This window comes from Sporosarcina sp. P13 (assembly GCF_002743055.1).
In the GTDB taxonomy this organism is placed as follows: domain Bacteria; phylum Bacillota; class Bacilli; order Bacillales_A; family Planococcaceae; genus Sporosarcina.
On record NZ_PDYM01000026.1, the window covers coordinates 15,025 to 37,264 of the forward strand.

Below are 22,240 nucleotides of genomic sequence, written 5' to 3' on the forward strand. Positions count from 1 at the left end.
GAACTCCTATGATCACCGTACGAGAATTATTTGATTACGCCTCAGAAACCGATATGTCGCTTACAGCCCATAGCATTTATTGGGCGATCATGAATAAGAAAATCCGTTTTGATGAAAATAGCGAGAAATTGAATGACATTGTGTTTGATCAACCGGCCATTCAGCAAATGATGAAAGAAAACAAGCTTCGCATCGGTCGGATTAAACTGTACGTCATGGAAACAAAACATCCAGGTTGGTTCGCGTTTTACTTAGCAGAGCATTCATTGGATGTCTATCGGCTACATGAAGAATTATTCCGTGAGCCAGGGGTAAAAGTGACACAAGCGGATCGGCTGATGGTGCGATTAATGGCATGTGCAGAAACCGGGAAAGAAGAGAGTTTGTATGATTATAGAAAGGGTGTGAGTTTGTTTCCTTGGTATGTGGGGCATGTGATGGCGGGGGAACGGGTGTTGCATCGGATGTAAGAGGAGTGGATCACAATGAATAATAGGTACCAGGTCCCCTAGCAATTTCCTCAAACCTTCTGTTGGGACCTAGTACTGGAAGTGATTGTCCTTTATTGAAACGGATATTCCCGCCTTTTAGGAATTAAATAAGTTGAAGGGGGTGCGCTACCTACTCAATTTATTCCTGCGTCTACTTACATTCAGTACCTAAAGTATCTGCATGTAAAACGCGATTGTATTCTCATATAGTTATAAAGCGTGCGGGCATGTCTACCTTCTTGCGTATACGGATTTATTTCGGAATACAGACGGTCCATAAACTCACAGTCACATTCACAGCGACTCCTACCCGTACGGTAACAAATATCATGTGCCCTACAAGCGGCATCTACATCATTGACAGGTGGACCGGGTCCATTACAACCAGGACCGCACCAGTTATAGCCTGGAAAGATACAAAAACGAGGTCCGCGATTTCTTTGGTTACACATTATTTAAGCCTCCTTTTCTATAGTTTATTCGAGGTTGCGTGAGTGTGTATAAACTGTTGACTAGGGGAGTGGAGATTAAGTTTTGCTAATGTGGGCTGGAACCCCAATTGCAGTTTAGCTGTCTACTACAGACACGTGCTAATTTAGAGGTATTCAGTAGGTCATGGATACGAAACGCCTGGGATGGTTTGCGTTTTACTTGTCAGGGCATTGATTGGATGTGTATAGATTACACGTGGAACAATTTCGTGAGTTGGGTGTGAAGGTGTGGCAATAGGATTATTTGATGGTGATGCGGGGGACCAGTGTCGCATCGGATCTAAATGTATGGGAGGGATGATAGATGGAGATTACGGATGTATTGCTGATTCCGGTAATTGTGGGGTTGGTGGATGCGTTGAAGGGTTATGGGGTGGAGAAGCGATGGCTGCCAGTGGTTTCGGTGTTGTTGGGTGTGGGTGGCGGGGTGTTGTATTTGTTTCCTGAGAATTGGAAGTTGGGTGTGTTGAGTGGTGTGATTCTGGGGTTGTCGGCTGGCGGGTTGTATTCTGGGGGGAAGGTTGTGGTTCAGGGAGGTGGGGAATAGATAGATGTTTTTATGATTGGCCCTTGTTTGTGTCGTTGGTTGACATGGATGGGGGTTTTTTGATTTTCTTGGGATAGGTTGGTTATTACAAATATTGTCGATTGTTGTGCAAAGTAATCTGGATATAGGTATAATAGGACTATTATTTGTAAGAATTAATGAAGTAAATTAAGAGAAAGTGTCTAGTATAAAATGATTGATGGGTGAAGGGAGGACTTTTATGTTTGGTTTATTTAGACCGAAGTGCGGGATTTGTAAACGGAAGATTACGGCTTATCAGCGGTATCGTTTGCCAAATAATAAGAAGGCTAAGATTTGTTTGGCTTGTTGTGAGTATGCGGAGAGGCGGGCGTGGCGTAGATTAGGTTAACATAGTGCTTAGAATACTTACGGCGAACAGTTCGGAAAATAGGTGCTAAATAAAAAGTGCCTATTTGAGAAACAATCGAGATTGTTTATGCAAACACGAAAGCTTCCAGCGAAGGTACTTTTTTCAATAGAACAAAATTACCGGATACCGCTGAGAAGCATAGAAACTTTGCTATACTTGATACTTAAATACATAAAAGTAAGTCGAAAAAGGGGATTTATATGAATAACTTTCAATCAAAAGTAAGTTTTATTTGGTCAATTGCAGAATTATTAAGAGGACCTTTCAAACCGGAAGACTATGGAAAAGTCGTTCTACCGTTAGTAGTATTACGACGTTTTGATAATGTATTAGCAGATACAAAAGAAGCGGTACTTGGAAATAATGAAAAGTTTAAGCATCTGCCAGAAGAATCAAAAGACGAAATTCTAAATCGTATTGCAGAGCAGAAATTCCACAACACAAGTAATTATGATTTTCATAAATTATTGAGTGATTCCGATAATATTGCGGATAATTTACGTGATTATATTAATGGCTTCTCAAAAATGGCACGCGATATCATCGAGCACTTTGACTTTGATAAGCAAATTGAAAAGATGGATCGTAATGACTTGCTGTATTTAGTCGTTAAACGATTTAGCGAAATCGACTTGCATCCATCAGAAGTTTCAAACACAGAAATGGGATATATCTTTGAAGAATTAATTCGTCGTTTTTCTGAGAATGCTGAGGCTGGAGATCACTACACACCTCGTGAGGTAGTGCGTCTGATGATTAACCTATTGTTCATGGACGATGAAGACATCTTGACTAAGCAAGGCATCACACAGACGATTTACGACAGCTGTGCGGGTACAGGCGGCATGGGTTCTGTTGCTCAAGAGTTTTTACAAGAGTTGAATCCAACAGCAGACCTGGAATTCTTTGCACAGGAAATTAACGAAGAATCGTATGCAATCTGTAAAGCGGATATTTTAATAAAAGGGGAAGAAGCAAGAAATATTCGTGTTGGAAACACCCTTTCTAACGATGCGTTCCCTGATATGAAGTTCGACTATATGATTACAAATCCACCATATGGAGTAGAATGGAAGCCAGTGCAAAAAGTAATTGAAGCGGAGTATGAAGATTTAGGATTTGATGGTCGATTTGGTGCAGGACTTCCTAGAATAAGTGATGGACAACTTCTATTCTTGCAGCATATGGTTTCTAAAATGAAGCCGATTACAGACGAAGATCCAAAAGGTTCACGCATTGCGATTATTATGAATGGATCACCCCTTTTCACAGGAGATGCAGGGAGTGGAGAAAGTGAAATTCGTCGCTACTTATTTGAACATGATTTAGTAGAAGGAATCGTCGCCATGCCACCCGATCTTTTCTATAACACAGGGATTTCAACGTATGTATGGATTCTGGCAAACGTTAAGGAACCGCATCGAAAAGGAAAAGTTCAACTCATCAACGCAGTAGATTACTGGCAGCAAATGAGAAAAAGTATGGGAAGTAAAAGAAAACAAATTTCTGATCAACAAGTCAATGAAATCGTTCAGTTGTATGGCGATATGAAGCCGAATGAAAATGTAAAGTGGTTTGATAACGAAGATTTTGGTTTTCAGAAAATTGTAGTCGAACGCCCATTGCGATTAAATTTTGCCATTACTAAGGAACGTATAGAGGAATTACAAAATCAATCAGCGTTCATGAATTTAGCGAAGTCACGCAAAAAAGGTGAAGCGGGTCTAAAAGAAATCGAAGCAGGTGAGCAACAACAAAAAGCAATTATAAAAGTCCTTCACTCACTAGAAGATCAAAAACTATATAAAAACCGTCCGCAATTTATAGAGCTATTGAAAAAACATTTCAAAGCACAAGAAATTACATTACCGGCAGCTCTACTGAAAGCCATTTTGAATGCGTTGTCTGTAAAAGACGAAACAGCTGATATTTGTACGACAGCTAAAGGAGAACCTGAACCAGACACGGATCTACGTGATACTGAGAATGTCCCGTTAAAAGAGGATATTCATGAATACTTCGAACGTGAAGTACTACCACATGTACCGGATGCATGGATTGACGAAACGAAAACAAAGTTTGGCTATGAAATTCCGTTTACACGACATTTCTATAAATATACTTCATTGAGAAGCTCTAAAGAGATTAAAGAAGAGATTCAAGCTTTGGAAGAGAGTATTTTGGAGAAGTTGAAGCAGGTGATGAGTTAAATGTCTATTCATTTGGAGAGAGTTGGACAAGATGATGATGCTTTAACTACTTGGAAAGTAGCGAAGTTAAGGTGGTACTTATCGTGTAAAAGTGGGGGATATTTGGATAATAGTAATACGTCAAAAAAACGAGATGATGAATATATATTTCCTGTCATAGGTGGTAATGGTGTGATGGCATTTACGAAAAATGTAAATATTACTAATGAAACGTTAGCCATTGGCAGGGTTGGAGCGCTGTGTGGAAACATACATCATATTGATTTTGATTGTTGGATTACTGACAATAGTCTATTTATTAGTAAACTAAGAGAAGATATTTTGAGTTATAAATTTTTAGCGTATGTTTTGGAACAACTGAATTTAAATAGTTATTCAACCTCAACTGCACAGCCTTTAATTACAAGTGAGACTATAAAAGATAGGGTAATCTCAATACCACCATTAAAAGTCCAGCAAGCAATTGTCAGGTTTATACAAGTGAAAATTTTTGAAATCGACACCCTAATTACAGACAAAGAAAAGCTCATTACCTTACTTGAAGAAAAACGGCAAGCGGTCATTACTGAAGCGGTGACAAAAGGGTTGGATCCTAATGTCGAAATGAAGGATTCGGGTGTTGATTGGATCGGAAAGGTACCAAAACATTGGCGTCTGAAAAAGATAAAATATTTATTTGAAATTAAAAAAAGAGTCATACCCGAAGAAAATCCAACTATCTTATCTATGACCCAAAGGGGTATAAAGATAAAGGACATAAGCAAAAACGAAGGACAAATAGCCGAGTCTTATGATAAATACCAAAGGGTTAATGTCAATGATTTTGTAATGAATCAAATGGATTTACTTACTGGTTTTGTTGATTATTCAAGTATCAAGGGGGTGACTAGTCCTGATTATAGAGTATTTACATTAAGAGAAGAAAAGAATTCTAAGGAATACTTTTTATATTACTTACAAATGTGTTATTTTAGAAGAATTTTTTATAGATTCGGTCAGGGTGTATCTAAATTTGGAAGGTGGAGACTACAGACTGCTTCATTTAATGAATTTTTAGTTCCAGTACCACCGGTTAATGAACAAGTTGAAATAGAAAAATATATTGAAATGCAAATGCAAGAAATTCAAGCGACAATTGATATAATTTTAAAGATGGTTGAAAAACTAAGAGAATACCGCCAATCTCTAATCTACGAAGCAGTAACCGGCAAAATCGATGTGCGTGACTATATAGAATCAGAATAAAAAAGGAGGGGAGAACTATGGGGATCAATACAACTGAAAAGGGGTTTGAGGCGAACATTGAAAGTTGTTTAGTCTCATCAGGTTTTATGTCTAGGACATTAGCAGGTCTTGCTTCTGATACGTTTAAAGAAACTGCAATCGATGTGGAGATGCTGTTTGGCTTTTTAGAGGCGACGCAACCGAAAGCACTTGAAAGATTAGAAAAAGTATACAAAGATCAGTACAAGAAGAAAATCGTGGAGCGGCTTACTAGTGAGCTAAATAAACGTGGGGTAATTGATTGTTTGCGTCATGATATTAAAGATTATGGCGTAACACTCAAGTTAGCTTACAACAAGCCGCCAAGTACGATGAATCAGACGCTTCAGGAGTTGTATAGTAAGAATATCTTCAGTGTGAGTCGGCAAGTGTATTACAGTAAAAACAATAATAATAGTCTTGATATGGTGCTCTTTTTAAATGGCTTGCCGATTGTTGTGATGGAATTGAAGAATCAGTTGACGAGTCAAAATGTGGAGCATTCAAAGAAACAATTTATGAATGATCGTGATCCGCGAGAGCTTCTGTTTCAATTTAAAAAGCGCGCGGTCGTCTTTTTTGCAGTAGATACAGATGAAGTATATATGACGACACAGCTGAATAAAGGAAAGACTTTCTTTTTACCTTTTAACAAAGGTAATGAAGGAGGTCGTGGAAATCCAGTAGCTTATAATGACTACCGCACCTCTTACTTATGGAATGAAGTTTTACAAAAGGATAGTTTGTTGGATATTCTATTTCGTTTTGTTTTCATTAAAAAAGATGATTTACAGGATAGCACGGGTGAAGTAATTGATAAACGTGAGACGGTTATTTTTCCTCGTTATCATCAATTAGATGTTGTTCGTAAAATTGAAGCCGATGTAGTGGAAAAAGGTGTAGGTCAACATTATCTTGCGATGCATTCAGCGGGTTCCGGAAAGACGAATAGTATTGCTTGGCTCGCACATCGTTTGTCGAAGTTACACTCGGAAGAAAACGAGCCGCTGTATACGAGTATTATCGTCATTACGGATCGTCGAGTACTGGATAAGCAGCTACAAGACGCGGTGTATCAGTTGGAGCATAAGCCAGGCTTGGTAGAACGGATTGATACGGATTCTGAACAACTTGCTAAAGCAATTGCTGGCGGTACACGTATTATTATTACGACGTTGCAAAAATTTCCTTTCATTATCGATAAAGTTGGTGCATTTTCTAGGGGATCCTATGGAATTATTATTGATGAGGCCCATAGTTCACAAGGTGGGAAAGCATCAACGTCACTAACGAATGTGCTATCGAATAAAACTCTTGAAGATGCGATGGAAGAAGATCGTGTTGCTGAGGATAATATGGAAGATACTGAAGAAAAGATTTTAGAGACGATCGCGAAAAGTGGTAGACAGGATAACATCTCCTACTTTGCATTCACAGCGACACCTAAGCAAAAGACCATTGAGCGGTTTGGAACATTTGATGCACAAGGGAAGCCCCATCCATTCCATTTATATTCGATGCGACAAGCGATAGAGGAGGGCTTTATTCTTGATGTGCTAAACAACTATACGACGTACCAGACGTTTTATAAAGTGGCTAAAAGTATCGAGGAAGATCCCGAGGTTGCGAAGAGTAAAGCGACGAAAGAGATTGCTCGATTCGTTTCCCTGCATCCGCATAATATTTCGCAAAAAACGGAGATTATTATTGAGCATTATCGGCAAGTGACACGCCATAAAATTGGCGGCCGTGCAAAAGCGATGGTCGTTACGTCTAGTCGATTACATGCCGTACGCTATAAGTTAGCGTTTGATCACTATATTACTGCTAAAGGATACACGGACTTAAATACACTAGTAGCGTTCTCGGGTACTGTTGATGATGGTGGAGTACCTTATACTGAGCCTGAAATGAATGAATTTGGCGAGAGAGAGCTACCAGAGAAATTTCATTCACAAGAATATCAAGTGTTGATCGTCGCTGAAAAATATCAAACAGGATTTGATGAGCCTTTGCTTCATACGATGTACGTGGACAAGCCGTTATCCGGCATCAAAGCTGTCCAAACGTTGTCTAGATTGAACAGAACTACAAAAGGAAAGAATGACACATTTGTATTGGATTTTATTAATGATGCAGCAGATATTCAAGAAGCGTTTCAGGATTATTATGAAACGACAGGAATCGAAAGCACGACCGATCCCAATTTGTTGTATGACTTGCAGAATGAATTAGACAGCTGCCAAGTATATAACGAAGAAGAAGTTGACCAAGTATGTGAGCTGGAGTTCAATTCCAAGAAAAAATCGGATAAGGCTCAAGAGAAGCTGAATGCTATTTTAGATAAAGCAGTCGATCGTTTTAACAAAGAGCTGACCGATGAAGTGAAAGAAGAGTTTAAGGGTGCCGCAACTAAATTCATTCGCACGTATTCATTCATTCTGCAAATTGGACCATTCACGGATATTGACCTACACAAGCTATACGTCTACTTGAACTACCTTCTGAAAAAGCTGCCAAGAACAGAAGGTTCCAGAATCTATCTAGCCGATGACGTCGCCTTAGAATATTATCGGAACGAAAAAGTATTCGAGGGAAGCATTTCTTTAGAGGTGCAAGGCGGTGCCGAGTTGCCTGCTGTATCAAATGCCAAGGGTGGTAAACCAGAAGAAGAGACCGAGAAACTATCGTCCATCATTGATCGATTGAATGAACGATTTGGTACAGAGTTTACTGATTCGGACATTCTAAATAAAGAACAACTGGCAAAAGATATGATTAGTAACGAAGAGCTCGTACAAAAAGCGCAAAACAACACGAAAGAGAATTTCAAGTTTTCGTATGAGAAAGTATTTATGGACTTTGTGATCTCTCGATATTCTAAGAATGAGGAATTCTTTATGAAGATTTTGGAGAATCAAGAGTTGAAGGAATATATGATGGCGGATATGTTTGAGGAGGTTTATGCGGGGTTGCGGGGTTAGTATAAGGTATGTTTCCGCTTCATAAGATTTGGGGTAGTCCGGCAAATACTAGTACAAGTGAATTATAGTCATTTTGAAGTTAATAATGGTAATTCCTTTACTTAACTACCTTTCTATAGGTAGGTTATTATCTTTAGTCAAAAAGTAGAATGATCTGTTACCGAATGACGAAAAAAGTGATATAATGGCAGTTATTATATATCACTGGAGGAAGGATTTTGAATACTGTAAAAGTACTGGTATTTTTGATAGGGATATTTCTTATCAATATTGTAGTCGGTTTTCCTTACGACATGAGAAATTTGTTCATTACACACACCATTTTCTTCGTACCTTATATTTTAGAATTTCATAAATATTTAATTATAAAGTTTGATAAAATAATTAGTTGGATAATAAGATTTATATATACTTTCGGTGTTTTTATTTTATTTACTAATATATCGGGTATACTAGGTATAATAGAGGTCGATAAAGACTTAAAATCCATCACTTTTAGTGATACCTATGCATTGCCATTCTCCTTTAGTATTGATTATTATAATTATATATTGATTGCTGGAATCTCCTACTCATCGGTTTTTATTTCCGTAGTAGTATTTGAGCATCTTATTCAATTACAAAAGGATGCAAATAAAGAACCTAGCAGTGAAAGTGCTGAAATAAAAAGATCTGGGGTGGTTAAACATGTTTCTAATGGATAATGTCATTATTATATTGTTTACTGCAGTAATTTTCTTTTTTCTTTTTACTTTTGTAAATATTTATTCTTTTTGTAACCATGGGTTGACGGGTATCCTGCTGACAGCTAAATTTTTGTATCTGTTCTTTATTATGCCGTTTAAAGGGACTGCTGATATTTATAATGATCGTAAGAAAATAATCAGAAGTATAAAGAAAGACAAGCAGATATCCTCGTCAGATAAGTTACATTTAGAAATTATTATTAAAAGTAGATGGAAAACATTCAGGGTCCTTTACAAAGCAGGTGCTTTTTCATATGGAGAACTTATGCTAAGGTACGCTAGGTGGTATTTAAATAAACCATTTCAATATGATGTTAAAATAAATACTCCCGATAAAAAAGTCAGTGCGTATGAACAGCAATACATTTCGAGTTTAGAGTTAAACCTTCGAGAAGCTGTTCACTAAAGGGATATGGAAATGTAACAATAAATGTTGTACACCCCCACATACAAGCCCTTCGAATATTCGAAGGGTTTTTAAAACTATTTTTTTGCACACCACAATCTACTGCAACAACCAAATAAATCAACTCATTTTTACGATGCTCCCCAATTTTAATGGTCGACGTACCTGTTCACTGGCATACTATTGTATTATTTCTTTCGTTAAATTCCCTTTAGCAAGATGACTTGAAAGTTCAAACCAAAATACGTTAGTATCATTAGAATCAATGATTGGCGGAAATGGGTGTCCGTATCTTGCTTTGGAAGGAATCATTCGTTCGCCGTTATCGTGTCAAAGGATTCTGTATTTGAAGAAATCTCTTCCAAAGTGAAAAACTAGGGAAATTTACTTACACCCCCTGCAACTCCCGTGAAATCCAATTTAAAAACAGGTACCAGATCCTCGAACAATTCAGAACTGTTTAGAGATCTTCCGCTTTAGTTATAAATTCCTTGGTCCAACTCGTGATTCCTTGAAAATCTAAAAAGAGGTAAATTTGGGACAGTAAATTGTACAGTTAATTTGTTAAGCCTCTGCCCCATTAACAGTACAAAGTCTTTATGTATCATTCGAAAAAAAGATTCTATCGACTTTATACTAGGTGAACCAGTGCTTTACCGAGGGTATGTAAAGTACTGAAATGTTGTTTGATGTAACTAGAGTGAATACTGAAAGATGGTACCATAGAATTACATGAATCTACTCTGGAGGTGAAGATTACATGCTGAATAAATTACTGTATCACATGACACATATTAACAATATCCCATCAATAGTAAAAAGTAATGGGTTATACTCCCATTCACTAATCCACAAAAAAAGCGTAAGCTATCAAGATGTTGCAAATATAGATATACAAGATAAGCGTGGTCAAAAAATAGTACCCATTTCACCTGGTGGTAACCTTCATGACTATGTACCGTTTTATTTTGCACCCCGGTCTCCGATGTTATATGCAATTGTAAATGGCGGAATTTCACAAGAGGAAATTGTATATTTTATGACCAATACTCAAAATGTTCATCGTGATGAAAATAACTACGTTTTTACAGATAGCCATGCTATTATGAGGTTAACAAACTTTTATTCGAATCTACAGGATTTGGATCAAATTGATTGGGATATTATGCAATCAAAGTATTGGCATGATCATATTGATTATCCAAATCGTAAAATGAAGCGGCAAGCAGAATTCTTGATTTATAATCAATTATCTATGTCGTCATGTATTGGATTTGCTGTATATAATAAGGAAGCAGAATTAAAACTAAGGAAAATCTTAAATGATTTAGACCAAGATATCTTCATTGGGATACGACCAGATTATTTTTTCTAAAGGAGTGATGAAGCATGATTAAATCTGTGCAGGGTAATTTACTAGAAGATTCAGCGGAAGCTTATGTAAATACAGTAAATACAGTTGGCGTCATGGGAAAAGGGATCGCTCTTCAATTTAAACAAGCATTTCCAGATGTTTTTAAACAATATGCAAAAGACTGTAAGAATGGACAGGTACACGTTGGACAAATGCATATAGTCCCTACTTTTAGTTTAACAAATCCGAAATATATTATTAACTTTCCTACAAAGCAGCATTGGCGGAATCCTTCGAAACTGGATTTTATCAAGGAGGGGTTAGAGGACTTAAAACGTGTGATTAAAGAAAATAATATCAAGTCGATTGCATTACCACCAGTAGGATGTGGCAATGGTGGTTTAGATTGGGCTGTCGTTCGCCCGCTTATTATAGATGCATTTCAAGATGAAGCTGTTGACGTGCATTTATATGAACCATTTGGTGCACCCCAAGTAGATAAGATGATTGTCCGTACAGAGCCACCTAAAATGACAAAAGGTAGAGCATTATTATTAGCAGCGATGAATTCTTATAAGGGACCTGGATATAAGCTGTCGCAGTTAGAAGTACAAAAACTTGCTTATTTTCTTTTTGAAATCGATGCGTTACCTAGACTTCGATTTCAGAAAAGTCATTATGGACCCTATGCAGAAAATTTGAATCATGTACTGCAACGAATGGAAGGACATATGATTCGTGGATATGGTGATCGTACAACGGATTCAGAAATTTATATACTGGACGACGTGATGGATGATGTGCACTTGTATCTACAGAATGACTCGACATCTTTGGTACAGCTAGAAAAGCTCGAGCAATTAATAGATGGCTTTGAAAATCCTTATGGACTCGAATTACTTTCCAGTGTGTATTGGATTATGAAGCATTCACCTTCTCAAGCACAGAATATGGCATACGTTGTCCAAGAACTTCAAAATTGGAATGAACGAAAGAAGAGAATATTTTCAGTTGAACATATTCACGAAGTATGGGAATACCTATCACACGAAGTGAAGTTAGTTTCTTGAATAGAGTATGTTGTGCACGATTCATTCTAGGGAACGGATAAATAACCAACACACAAGAAAACCCTTCATTTGTAGGGTTTTCTTGGTAGTTGTGTACCTTAATCTTTCTTAATAACCAACCGATCCAATCCATTCCCCTCAAACTCTTCCACATAACGTTCTTTAATTTCTATAAGTCGCTTAAACCGTTCAATAACAGGTACCCGGTCCCCGACCAATTCAGAATTGTTTAGGGACCTGGTACCTGGGTTAACGTTACAGATATAGGATTTTTGGTTTTTAGGCAGCCTATCAATTGGTAAACTACTATCATTTTGATATTTAATTTTATTTGTAGTAAGATAGTCAAGTGAAAACTAAATATTGTTTCGAATAGGTGTATATATGTTACATAGATACTTAAAAGGGAAATCGGTGAAAATCCGATACGGTCCCGCCGCTGTAAAGGGAAGTCTTTTGTAAATGTCACTGGGTCATGAGATCTGGGAAGGCACAAAAGATGTTGAACCTCAGTCAGAATACCTGCCTATTTTTTGGAGATACCGTTAAACCTACGGAGAATAGGGGGGTACTGTAAGAAATACGTAATCTAGCATTATGATGTATTTTTAACTGTATCAGTTAAAAATACTTTTTTTTATGAAAAAAATAGGAGTGAAGAAATGAAAAAAAGAAATATATGGGCAGTTTCCCTCATTGTGCTGACTATTATATTAGCTCTTGCTGGATGTTCTCAACAGGATGAAAATAAAATAGCAGCTACAAAAGATGACAAGAAAGTATTTACCTTTTCTTGGTCTGGGGATATTGGTGATTTAAATCCACACACTTATTTTCCAAATGAGTTTTTTTCGCAAGCAATGGTTTATGAATCTCTTGTCTATTATGGTGAAGATGGAGAAATTAAACCATGGCTAGCCAAGAGCTGGGATGTATTGGAAGATGGGAAAGAGTACATATTTCATTTGCGTGATGATGTGAAGTTCTCAGATGGCTCCGCTTTTAATGCAGCCATAGTGAAGAAAAATTTTGATGCCGTACTTGCCAACCGTGAACAGCATGATTGGATTGATTTGATTAATCAAATTAAAACTACAGAAGTCATCGATAACTATACATTTAAGTTAACGTTACATCATGCTTATTATCCAACGCTTCAAGAATTAACGTATGTGCGACCCCTACGTTTTGTTGCAGAATCAGCTTTCCCAGCAAGTGGGGATACATTTACGGATGGTTTAACTGCGCCAATTGGTACAGGCCCATGGGTATTAAAAGAACACAAAGAAAATGAGTACGCTATTTTTGAGAGTAACGATACGTACTGGGGTGAAAAGCCTAAAGTAGACGAAGTAGTTGTGAAAGTAATTACTGACGGGGAATCTCGTGTGCTAGCCTTTGAAAAAGGTGAACTAGATATGATTTTTGGCAATGGTGTAATTAGCCAAGATTCCTTTAAGTTTTTAAAAGAATCTGGAAAATATGAAACAAAAATTTCAGAACCAACAGCTACCCGTACACTGTTATTTAATACGAATCGTGAAACAATGAGTGATAAAAATATACGACTTGCGTTGCAGCATGCTTTTGATAAGGATGCGGTCATCGATAATATTTTCTATGGAATAGAAAGAAAAGCAGATACGTTATTCCCGCAAAATTTAACGTATACAAATGTAGAAGTTGATCCGTATGCGTATGATGTGGAGAAAGCAACAGCTTTATTAGATGAAGCAGGCTGGAAAACTGTAAAGGGTAAGGAATTCCGAGAAAAGGATGGTCAACCTTTACAACTCGAACTGTTATTCATAAGTACGGACAATATTCAAAAGTCAATAGCGGAATTTGTGCAAGGGGACTTACGTAAAATTGGCGTCGATGTGAAATTAACAAGTCAAGAATCAAATACATTCTGGACAACGGCTTTTGATGGCCACTATGATATTTTATTCACTGCAACTTGGGCGAACCCTTTTGATCCGCACTCTTATTTAGCTTCCATCACAACCGATTCTTCTGGTGGCGGCCCAGATTACTATGCACTATCAGGCTTATCCTTTAAAAAAGAGTTGGATACGCGTATTAAAGAAGTATTATTAACAACAACTGAAGAGGATCGCATTAAACAATATCATCAAATTTTAACGATGCTTCATGAGGAAGCGGTATATTTACCCATTTCATATCAATCAAATATCGCAGTTTACAAGAAAAATATACTGGGTGTAGATTTCTTGCCACAAGAAGTAGAAATACCAACAACAACTATTGATATGAAAAACTAAATTAATTTCGCCCATTTCTTTTCGGAATGGGCGTTTGTTTTATAGAGAGGCGTTGACTTATGATTCGTTTTATATACAAACGATTGCTAGGGGCAATACCGTCCATTTTTGGTTTGTCGATCATTACGTTTTTGCTTATACAGCTAATACCTGGTAATCCTGTATTAACGTATTTACGCGTATCAAATATTCAGGCTTCTGAAGAAGTTGTTCAAGCATTACGTGTGAAAATGGGACTAGATCAGCCACTTATCATGCAATATGTACAATGGCTAGCAAATGTACTGCAGTTTGATTTTGGAACGTCCTTTATATCAAAACGGCCAGTCGTAGATGAAATGGTGCTTCATTTTTTACCGACCTTGCAGTTAACAACCGTTGCGTTTTTATTGATTATTGTTTGCAGTATTCCACTAGGCGTTACGTCTGCTTTACATAGAGGAAAATGGTTTGACAAATTGACGCAGCTTTTTGCTTTTAGCAGTGTGTCGTTACCTACGTTTTGGTTAGGGTTTCTACTTATGTACTTTTTCTCTGTACAGTTTGACCTATTACCTGTACTTGGAAAAGGATCAGTAGTGCACTTTGTGTTACCAGCAACAACATTGGCTATTGGCTATATTGGAACGTATTTACGTTTAATAAGAGCCAGTACAATCGAAGTGTTGGAGGAGCCGTTTATATTATATGCACAGGCACGTGGTTTGAAAGAGCGCACGATTGTTTGGCGGCATATTCTTAAAAAAGCAGCTTCCCCGACATTAACTGGCCTTGGCATGAGCTTTGGTAATATGCTTGGAGGAACGATAATTGTGGAGAACATTTTTGCTTGGCCAGGTATGGGGCAATTATTAGTAGAATCGATTGTCAATCAAGATTATCCAATGATCCAAGCTTGCGTTTTACTATTAGGAATTGTTTTCTTTCTAACCAATTTACTAGTAGATATTCTTTGTGGGTGGCTAGATCCACGCATTCGACTGGCAGATGATCGGATAAAATGAAGACATTTCGCCAGCATTCTTTATTAATTGTCAGTGCGACAGTACTTGTAATATTTACAGCTGTTGCTATTTTTGCACCGTTCATAGCTCCAAATGATCCATATTATGTAGATTTGACACAAAAACTACAGCCATCTTCTAAGGGCTATCCACTTGGTACAGATCATTTAGGGCGTTGTCAACTGTCGCGCTTATTATTTGGAGCACGTACATCTTTAAGCACTGCATGTATCGTGATGAGTATTACGTTCTGTATTAGTGTGCCAATAGGTATTTTTGCGGGATATATGGGTGGAATTATTGATACGTGGTTTATACGTATTTGTGATATGTTGATGGCTTTTCCAAGCTTTTTATTATCGTTGGCATTTGTTGGAATGCTTGGTCCTAGCTATGGGCATTTAATTTTAGCGATGGTCTGTGTGCAGTGGGTTTTTTACGCACGATTTATTCGAGGAATGGTACTAAGTGTGAAGGAACGTTCGTTTGTTATGGTCGCTCGTATTTGTGGAACAAGTCCATTTAAAATCGCCATAAAGCATATCGTTCCTACAATTTTATCTTCCGTCATTGTTTTACTTTTCATGGATATTGGCGGAGTTATTTTATCCATTTCAGGTCTATCCTTTCTTGGACTGGGTGTACAGCCACCAAATGCGGAATTGGGCATGATGATAAATGATAGTAAGCCATATTTTAGAAGTCACCCGATGCAAATGATGTATCCAGGTTTAATAATTTTTTTCGTCGTAATTTCATTTAATGTATTTGGTGAATCCTTGCGACAATGGCTACAGGTAGAGAGGAGACTGTAATGATTGAAGTGCAACAGTTAACGATCAAGACTAAGGAAGCTACGCTAGTAAGAGATGTTTCTTTTAAGTTAACACAAGGGAAAGTATTAGGTGTAGTCGGTGAAAGTGGTTCAGGTAAGACCATGACAGCGATGGCCCTTGTCAATTTATTGCCAGAAGGAGTAACATCGTCGGGTTCCATTTCTTATCATGGAAAAGAACTGAAATCCTTTTCAAAAGAAGAATTACGTCGATTACGTGGAGAACAAATTGGGGTTATTATGCAAAGACCTATGATTGCATTTAATCCTGTACGTACAATTGAACGTCACTTTATCGAAACGATACGTGCTCATCAAGCGGTTTCAAAGCGGCAGGCTAAGGCCATAGCCGAGGCCAATTTAGAAAAAATGGGGCTACTACCTGTGCAGATTCTTTCGCACTATCCATTTCAGCTAAGTGGTGGTATGCTTCAGCGTATTATGATGGCGATGACATTAGCATTAGAACCAGCCTTTATTATCGCAGACGAACCTACAACAGCTCTTGATACAACGAATCAACTGACCGTACTAAAGGAATTAAAAGCAATTGTGGAACAGACAAATGTCGGTATGTTGTTCGTTTCACATGATCTAGCGGTTATTCAATACATAGCGGATGAGATAGCGGTTATGTACAATGGCTTTATTGTAGAGCAAGCACCATTAACAACACTTATAAAATCGGCAAAACATCCCTATACAAAGCGTCTCTTACAAGCGGAAGTTGGACAAGGTATTAGCGAGAAACTAGTAAAACATATCGTGCAATATGATAGCTGTCCTTATTTTTCTGCTTGTTCTTATGCTCAAGTGTCTTGTCAATCTTTACCTCCATTAGTAGAAGTAACACCGCATCATCAAGTGCGGTGTATACAGATTGAAAGGGGGGAGTCTGTATGTCCTTCCTCGAAGTGAAACATGTGGCTAAACGCTATGTAGTTGGATCGTTTATGCAAAAGAAAGTGATCTTCGAGGCAGTTTCAGATGTTTCTCTTTCTTTAAATACAGGGAAATGCTTAGGGCTTATTGGAGAAAGTGGTTCTGGGAAAAGTACATTAGGTCGTATGATTCTTGGCGTTGAACGCCCTAGTTCTGGGTCTATTACTGTAGATGGCACGGAACTTTACGGGACTAAGAAAATCCCCTCTGCTATACGTCGAGAAATACAAGTTGTGTTTCAGGATTGCTATGGTGCAGTAAACCCTCGGATGACAGCGAAACAGATAATTGCCGAACCCCTTCGAAACTTTCAAAAGCTAACGAAGGTAGAAGAACAAGCCTATATAAATGAACTTCTCTCAATGGTAGGTTTACAGGAAGAGTATGGTGAAAAGAGACCAAGCGAATTGAGTGGTGGGCAACTTCAACGTATAAATATTGCAAGAGCCATTGCTTTGAAGCCGAGGCTCATTATACTAGATGAACCAATTAGTGCACTAGATGCAATTATTCAAGTGGAAATACTCCATTTATTGAAGCAGTTAAAGGAAAAACTTCATTTATCATATATTTTTATATCGCATGATTTACAAGCTGTGTCTTATTTAGCAGATCAGATTGCTGTGATGCATAAAGGAAAGATTATAGAGCAGGTGACTAGAGTAGAAGAGCTGACAGAGCATCAATCAAAAAAACTACTCCAAGCGAGGTTACCCACTTTATTTTAAAAAAAGCTATCATACGTCTTACCTATCAAAATGACTACCGCTATGTGTTATTTTTCTATAGTAATCTTTTATCAACAATTGTATTTAACAGAGCCAAATGTAAAAGGGACTTTCGAAAACATAACTTTCATAAGAGACTTCAACTAATAATAGGGATCTAGTGCCTAGGTTAACGAGCATCGCATGTAGCGGTGCTTTTATTTATTGAATAAACCTAAAAAGAGTCTAGTTTTTGGGAATTTTTATGAATATCTGCAGTATAGTAACTGAGAGAGTGAAATAAAAGGGGCGAGACACAATTGATGCGTTTGTAATATTTTGAAAAATGAATCTTTCCACAATTGGCGAACGTATGGATAGTAGAACTATACTTATTCAGCAATTGCTCCAAATTTTGAAGGAATAGAAAGTAGCCAAAGATAGGGGGTAGGAATATGGATGGAAGAAAGCGTCATATAGAATATAATAATCAAAGGGTCGTAGGGGTATGGCTCGTTTATATTGGGGTTATTATTATTTTTTCAGCGATTATTGGTGGTGACTTATTCATTCAGCCTTTTATTATGGGATTTGGTTATTTTATTGGTTATTTCCTTATATTTGGTTTGCCTTATGTAAATAGAAAACTATCATATGGGAAGAATTCCAAGTTTCAAGATAAAATGGATAACTATTCGATAATATTCACTATAATTTTGTGCACAGTTATTGGGTTAGTTATAGGCATTGATGACTTAAGATTCCTATGGTTATGTATACTTGTCGTTATTGGAATTCATTTCTTTGGTTTTTACTTTTCTCAAGGAAAACTAATGCTCATATTAGGCATATTAACAATAGTAAACTCGCTAGTCGGCATATTTTTACTCAGTGTCCCTTTCCTATTGTTCGCAGCGATTGACGGTAGTATAAAAGTTATCATTGGGGTTAACATGCTATGTATGCGACGTCAGTTGAATAGTCCACTTTAAATGATAAAACATAACTTTCATAAATAATTTCAAATGATAGGCGCCAGATCCCCGAACAATTCAGAATTGTTTAGGGATCTGGTACCTGAGTTGATTTTCCTTTTTCGTCCTGTGTAAGTTGGTATTGAACTAGAATTTGATCGATTTTACTTTATCAATTGCAATAGTAGCTTCATTAATAATTCTTCCTACAATTTGCTCAGCACTTTCAATCGTCTCAATTAACCCTACTCCCTGACCAGCATTAACCCAACCATTTAAAAGGTCTCCTTCAATCGCTGCCTTTTTGTTAATAGCCCCGCTTATATAAGGCAATACTACTTCCGGAGAGGAATCTGTATGAAGTATCTCCTGAACCTTAGTAACGTAATCAGATTTAATAACACGCATAACTCCACCCATACTTCTTGTTAAAATAGTCGTATCTTCGTCCATGGATTGGATCAGAAGTTGCTTATAATTTTCATGAGCTACGCACTCTGTTGTAGCGACAAAGCGTGTTCCCAATTGAACTCCGTCCGCCCCCAAACTCATAGCAGCAATCATTCCTTTTCCATTCGAAATGCCTCCTGCAGCTATAACTGGAATGTTAACCTTTTGTGTGATTTGTGGAACTAAAGCGAAAGTTGTTAACTCTGCACCACCGTTATATCCGCCGGCTTCATAACCTTCGCAGACGATTATATCTCCTCCAGCCTTTTCAGCTTTTTCGGCATGTTTTACTGATGAAGTTAGAATCATTGTGATAATACCCATTTCTTTGAAAATCGGTATATAAGGAAGAGGGTTACCTGAACTAATACTAATCGCTTTTATTTTATCTTTATGCTTTTCAATGACATTTATAAAAGGTGTATTGTCTTTATGCTCGCTTATTGGCAGGTTTACACCAAATGGGAATTTTGTTTGCGTAGCTGCAATCAAAATTTCTTCTTCAAAACTTTCAGGTGTTCCTCCTGCTGAACCAATTTGACCAAATCCTCCACCATTTGAAACAGCAGCTGCTAATGAGCCGTTACCGACATATGCCATTCCACCCTCAATAATTGGATATCTAATGTCTAGCATCTTGCAAACTCGATTATTCTTCACAGGAATCTCCTCTTTCTATCATTGTATTGATTTTCTGGTTATTAAGTTTTCAAACGTCATGTACTTCGTGACTACTTCTTCTAATATAGATCTAGTACTAACTATTCTGAATACTATACCTAATTGTAAAGTATATTAATTGACCGGTCAATCTATTTTTAACTTTGCTTTCGCAGGACGAAATCAGCGGATAAGCCTAGATATAATTGGATAGGCCAGCGATCCATTGTTATAGATGATTTTAGATAAGTTCTTTAGTGTAGATATTGTCTTTTTCAAGACATCTTGAAAAAGCTCGATCAATTGCATTAGAGCAATTAATCGAGTTCTTTAAGATGCCATAAAACGGATTAAAGCAAAAATGTTTGAAAGTCAGCTATAGCAATGGATTAATAATTCACTTTGATAAATCTAGGCTAGCTTGCCAAATTTACTGTATGAAAGATGGAGTAATAAGAGCAAATAGTTATAAAGTTTGTGGTAAGCCTTACTCCACTTCTGCTTCTCGGATACAGTACTTATTGATCAGTCTAAGTGCTTTAGTTTGACTAATACCAAGCACTTCAGCGACCTTTCTGGATGATCTATGCTTATTGTATGCATTGGTTACCAGTCCTTTTTCAAAGTTTTCGACCAAATAATCAAATTTTCCTATCGTAACCGCTTCAATAGGATTATTAATAATGATATTAGGTAGATCATTCATCTGAATTACTTGTTTTGGAGAAATAATAGTTAGTTTTTCAATAATATTCTTTAACTGTCTAATATTTCCCGGCCAATTATAAGTTATAAGTTTTCTTGCTGCTTCTTCAGAAAGAACTTTTTGTTGAGAATGCTTTTCATTAAACTTATTTAAAAAGTAATTACATAAAGGTAATATATCTTCCTTTCTATCTTTCAGCGAGGGGAGATAAATGTCAAAAATGTTTAATCTCCAATATAAATCCTCTCTAAACCTTTTATCTTCAACTAATTTTTGAAGATCTTGGTTAGTCGCTGCGATAATACATATATTTACTTCTTTAAATGTAGTACCACCTACTGGATAGAACCGCTTGTTTTCGATAACATCTAATAACTTTGCTTGCATATTTAAAGGCAGTTCACCAATTTCATCCAAGAATAATGTTCCAGAATTAGCAAGCTCTATTAATCCCTTTTTACCTTTAGGATTAGATCCAGTAAATGCATGTGGAACATAACCAAAAAGTTCTGATTCCAATAAGTTTTCGGGTATTGCAGCACAGTTAATGGTGACAAATGGAAAGTCCTTTCGAGAGCTTAGCTCATGAATATACTTAGCTAACATACTTTTTCCTGTACCACTTTCACCTTGAATCAAAACTGAGATATCTTTGTCCGCAATTCTTGTTATTGAATCAAATAAAGACTTCATAATTTGTGAATTAGTTACAAAGTCAACAAATTCAGAGTCATTCTGCCTTCGAATCATATGATTTATACTATTATCTTCTACAGTGGAAAAACTAATATCATAATTGTTGATGTTTGCTTGAGAACCGCATATAACCATTTCAATTTCATCATTTTCATCAAAAACAGGTACATCAACGGAGATGATTTTTATCCCTGTAAAGGTAACTTGTTCAATCGTAACACTTCTTTTCTCCTTATAAACAATTGGTAATGCGGTTGGATACCATGAACCGTCCCAAACGTCATAAAAGTTTTTCCCTATTAATTGCTCAGGCAATATACCATATTGTTTTATTGAAACTGAATTAGTGTAAATTATATTTAAATTTTTGTCCGTAACAAATATTTCATTAGGATAGTTTTCTAAGATTTTGAACATAGTCTCTTTTGATAAGTGGTAATAATTTTCTTTTGACCAGTCCATTTAATCCCCCCCCGATTCTAGCTGTCACAAATGTGTAATTTTGCTGGTTGTAATATAAACTTAGTCACCTAAATTCATATAAGAAATGGCCATTCTAAAAATTGGTCTGTCATTGCAGTTAAAGGGATAATTAATGAAAGGATTTTATAATGGCACACCCAGAGAATACCACACAAAGCCTTAAATTTAAATACATATCACTGTCTGAACGCGGAGAAATTGCTAGAAGCTTGGAACGAACTCGCCAGACGATTGCCAATAGAACTTAAGTGTGGAACAACAATTTAACCCAAGACTGGAAGTAAGTCTTACACACCTTATTTGCTGAAATAAGACGGGCGATATTTGAACAAAACAGAGGATATTGAGGTATGAAAAATAAGCTGATTTTCGCGCAAGATTTGTTTGTTTTCAAAAGTAACTTATATAGGGAGATGTCAATGGCAGTGGCAGTGAATTAGGAGCATTTTATTTATACATAAGGGGATCTTTGATTTTAGATTTTTCCTTATGTCTAGACAGCAACCAAGTAAGTTTATAATTCTATTGAAAAATTAATCATCATA

The 22,240-nt window shown here is 36.9% G+C and carries 18 protein-coding genes and 1 riboswitch; of the genes, 15 read left to right on the forward strand and 3 right to left on the reverse strand.

Features of this window, described 5'->3' with window-relative positions:
* Nucleotides 1–8 precede the first annotated feature (8 nt).
* Nucleotides 9–470 (forward strand): hypothetical protein, encoded by a 462-nt coding sequence (locus CSV79_RS11710; protein ID WP_099689241.1) that lies wholly within the window; start codon nucleotides 9–11, stop codon nucleotides 468–470.
* A gap of 182 nt (nucleotides 471–652) precedes the next feature.
* Here the strand turns inward: CSV79_RS11710 and CSV79_RS11715 are convergent, their stop codons facing one another.
* Nucleotides 653–943: a phospholipase gene (locus CSV79_RS11715; protein ID WP_099689242.1), complete on the reverse strand. Its 291-nt coding sequence runs from the start codon at nucleotides 941–943 to the stop codon at nucleotides 653–655.
* A gap of 267 nt (nucleotides 944–1,210) precedes the next feature.
* Between CSV79_RS11715 and CSV79_RS16845 the strand changes: the two genes are divergently transcribed.
* From CSV79_RS16845 to CSV79_RS11785, 14 genes are all read left to right on the forward strand, one after another.
* Nucleotides 1,211–1,429 carry a hypothetical protein gene (locus CSV79_RS16845; protein WP_158232528.1) on the forward strand — a complete coding sequence of 73 codons (219 nt, stop codon included), beginning with the start codon at nucleotides 1,211–1,213 and terminating at the stop codon, nucleotides 1,427–1,429.
* A 691-nt stretch (nucleotides 1,430–2,120) separates the two neighbouring features.
* Entirely contained in the window at nucleotides 2,121–4,130 is a 2,010-nt protein-coding gene (locus CSV79_RS11725; RefSeq protein WP_099689244.1) for a type I restriction-modification system subunit M, read from the forward strand.
* The gene (locus CSV79_RS11730) at nucleotides 4,131–5,375 is read left to right on the forward strand and encodes a restriction endonuclease subunit S (RefSeq protein WP_099689245.1); all 1,245 of its coding nucleotides are present in this window, start codon (nucleotides 4,131–4,133) and stop codon (nucleotides 5,373–5,375) included.
* Between the two features lie 17 nt (nucleotides 5,376–5,392).
* A complete protein-coding gene (locus tag CSV79_RS11735; RefSeq protein WP_099689246.1) occupies nucleotides 5,393–8,377 on the forward strand; it encodes a type I restriction endonuclease subunit R in 2,985 nt (994 codons plus the stop codon).
* Between the two features lie 218 nt (nucleotides 8,378–8,595).
* Nucleotides 8,596–9,081: a hypothetical protein gene (locus CSV79_RS11740; protein ID WP_099689247.1), complete on the forward strand. Its 486-nt coding sequence runs from the start codon at nucleotides 8,596–8,598 to the stop codon at nucleotides 9,079–9,081.
* Entirely contained in the window at nucleotides 9,065–9,529 is a 465-nt protein-coding gene (locus CSV79_RS17115; RefSeq protein WP_099689248.1) for a hypothetical protein, read from the forward strand. Before CSV79_RS11740 ends, CSV79_RS17115 begins: the two co-directional genes overlap by 17 nt.
* A 760-nt stretch (nucleotides 9,530–10,289) precedes the next feature.
* A complete protein-coding gene (gene darT / locus CSV79_RS11750) occupies nucleotides 10,290–10,904 on the forward strand; it encodes a type II toxin-antitoxin system toxin DNA ADP-ribosyl transferase DarT (protein WP_099689249.1) in 615 nt (204 codons plus the stop codon).
* Between the two features lie 14 nt (nucleotides 10,905–10,918).
* Nucleotides 10,919–11,953, forward strand: coding sequence for a type II toxin-antitoxin system antitoxin DNA ADP-ribosyl glycohydrolase DarG (gene darG, locus CSV79_RS11755; protein ID WP_099689250.1), 1,035 nt, complete (start codon nucleotides 10,919–10,921; stop codon nucleotides 11,951–11,953).
* Between the two features lie 357 nt (nucleotides 11,954–12,310).
* Nucleotides 12,311–12,497, forward strand: a riboswitch (cobalamin riboswitch).
* A gap of 118 nt (nucleotides 12,498–12,615) precedes the next feature.
* Entirely contained in the window at nucleotides 12,616–14,238 is a 1,623-nt protein-coding gene (gene nikA / locus CSV79_RS11760; protein WP_099689251.1) for a nickel ABC transporter substrate-binding protein, read from the forward strand.
* A 59-nt stretch (nucleotides 14,239–14,297) separates the two neighbouring features.
* A complete protein-coding gene (nikB, locus tag CSV79_RS11765) occupies nucleotides 14,298–15,242 on the forward strand; it encodes a nickel ABC transporter permease (RefSeq protein ID WP_099689252.1) in 945 nt (314 codons plus the stop codon).
* Entirely contained in the window at nucleotides 15,239–16,057 is an 819-nt protein-coding gene (locus CSV79_RS11770) for an ABC transporter permease (protein WP_099689253.1), read from the forward strand. The genes nikB and CSV79_RS11770 overlap by 4 nt, the downstream gene beginning before the upstream one ends.
* The gene (locus CSV79_RS11775) at nucleotides 16,057–16,995 is read left to right on the forward strand and encodes an ABC transporter ATP-binding protein (RefSeq protein ID WP_158232529.1); all 939 of its coding nucleotides are present in this window, start codon (nucleotides 16,057–16,059) and stop codon (nucleotides 16,993–16,995) included. Before CSV79_RS11770 ends, CSV79_RS11775 begins: the two co-directional genes overlap by 1 nt.
* On the forward strand, nucleotides 16,977–17,747 hold the full coding sequence (locus CSV79_RS11780; protein ID WP_099689255.1) for an ABC transporter ATP-binding protein: 771 nt from the start codon (nucleotides 16,977–16,979) through the stop codon (nucleotides 17,745–17,747). Before CSV79_RS11775 ends, CSV79_RS11780 begins: the two co-directional genes overlap by 19 nt.
* 434 nt (nucleotides 17,748–18,181) lie before the next feature.
* On the forward strand, nucleotides 18,182–18,718 hold the full coding sequence (locus CSV79_RS11785; RefSeq protein ID WP_099689256.1) for a DUF6609 family protein: 537 nt from the start codon (nucleotides 18,182–18,184) through the stop codon (nucleotides 18,716–18,718).
* A 129-nt stretch (nucleotides 18,719–18,847) separates the two neighbouring features.
* Here the strand turns inward: CSV79_RS11785 and CSV79_RS11790 are convergent, their stop codons facing one another.
* Both CSV79_RS11790 and CSV79_RS11795 read right to left on the reverse strand, forming a co-directional pair.
* Nucleotides 18,848–19,810, reverse strand: coding sequence for an NAD(P)H-dependent flavin oxidoreductase (locus CSV79_RS11790; protein ID WP_233201428.1), 963 nt, complete (start codon nucleotides 19,808–19,810; stop codon nucleotides 18,848–18,850).
* A 487-nt stretch (nucleotides 19,811–20,297) separates the two neighbouring features.
* Complete coding sequence (locus tag CSV79_RS11795; RefSeq protein WP_099689258.1) at nucleotides 20,298–21,674, reverse strand: sigma-54 interaction domain-containing protein; 1,377 nt, start codon at nucleotides 21,672–21,674, stop codon at nucleotides 20,298–20,300.
* Nucleotides 21,675–22,240 lie beyond the last annotated feature (566 nt).

Excerpts from the sequence above, each read along its gene's own strand:
- CSV79_RS11710 (WP_099689241.1), top strand. The coding sequence starts at position 9 with ATGATCACCGTACGAGAATTATTTGATTACGCCTCAGAAACCGATATG.
- CSV79_RS11715 (WP_099689242.1), bottom strand. The coding sequence starts at position 943 with ATGTGTAACCAAAGAAATCGCGGACCTCGTTTTTGTATCTTTCCAGGC.
- CSV79_RS11725 (WP_099689244.1), top strand. The coding sequence starts at position 2,121 with ATGAATAACTTTCAATCAAAAGTAAGTTTTATTTGGTCAATTGCAGAA.
- CSV79_RS11730 (WP_099689245.1), top strand. The coding sequence starts at position 4,131 with ATGTCTATTCATTTGGAGAGAGTTGGACAAGATGATGATGCTTTAACT.
- CSV79_RS11735 (WP_099689246.1), top strand. The coding sequence starts at position 5,393 with ATGGGGATCAATACAACTGAAAAGGGGTTTGAGGCGAACATTGAAAGT.
- CSV79_RS17115 (WP_099689248.1), top strand. The coding sequence starts at position 9,065 with ATGTTTCTAATGGATAATGTCATTATTATATTGTTTACTGCAGTAATT.
- darT (WP_099689249.1), top strand. The coding sequence starts at position 10,290 with ATGCTGAATAAATTACTGTATCACATGACACATATTAACAATATCCCA.
- darG (WP_099689250.1), top strand. The coding sequence starts at position 10,919 with ATGATTAAATCTGTGCAGGGTAATTTACTAGAAGATTCAGCGGAAGCT.
- nikA (WP_099689251.1), top strand. The coding sequence starts at position 12,616 with ATGAAAAAAAGAAATATATGGGCAGTTTCCCTCATTGTGCTGACTATT.
- nikB (WP_099689252.1), top strand. The coding sequence starts at position 14,298 with ATGATTCGTTTTATATACAAACGATTGCTAGGGGCAATACCGTCCATT.
- CSV79_RS11770 (WP_099689253.1), top strand. The coding sequence starts at position 15,239 with ATGAAGACATTTCGCCAGCATTCTTTATTAATTGTCAGTGCGACAGTA.
- CSV79_RS11775 (WP_158232529.1), top strand. The coding sequence starts at position 16,057 with ATGATTGAAGTGCAACAGTTAACGATCAAGACTAAGGAAGCTACGCTA.
- CSV79_RS11780 (WP_099689255.1), top strand. The coding sequence starts at position 16,977 with ATGTCCTTCCTCGAAGTGAAACATGTGGCTAAACGCTATGTAGTTGGA.
- CSV79_RS11785 (WP_099689256.1), top strand. The coding sequence starts at position 18,182 with ATGGATGGAAGAAAGCGTCATATAGAATATAATAATCAAAGGGTCGTA.
- CSV79_RS11795 (WP_099689258.1), bottom strand. The coding sequence starts at position 21,674 with ATGGACTGGTCAAAAGAAAATTATTACCACTTATCAAAAGAGACTATG.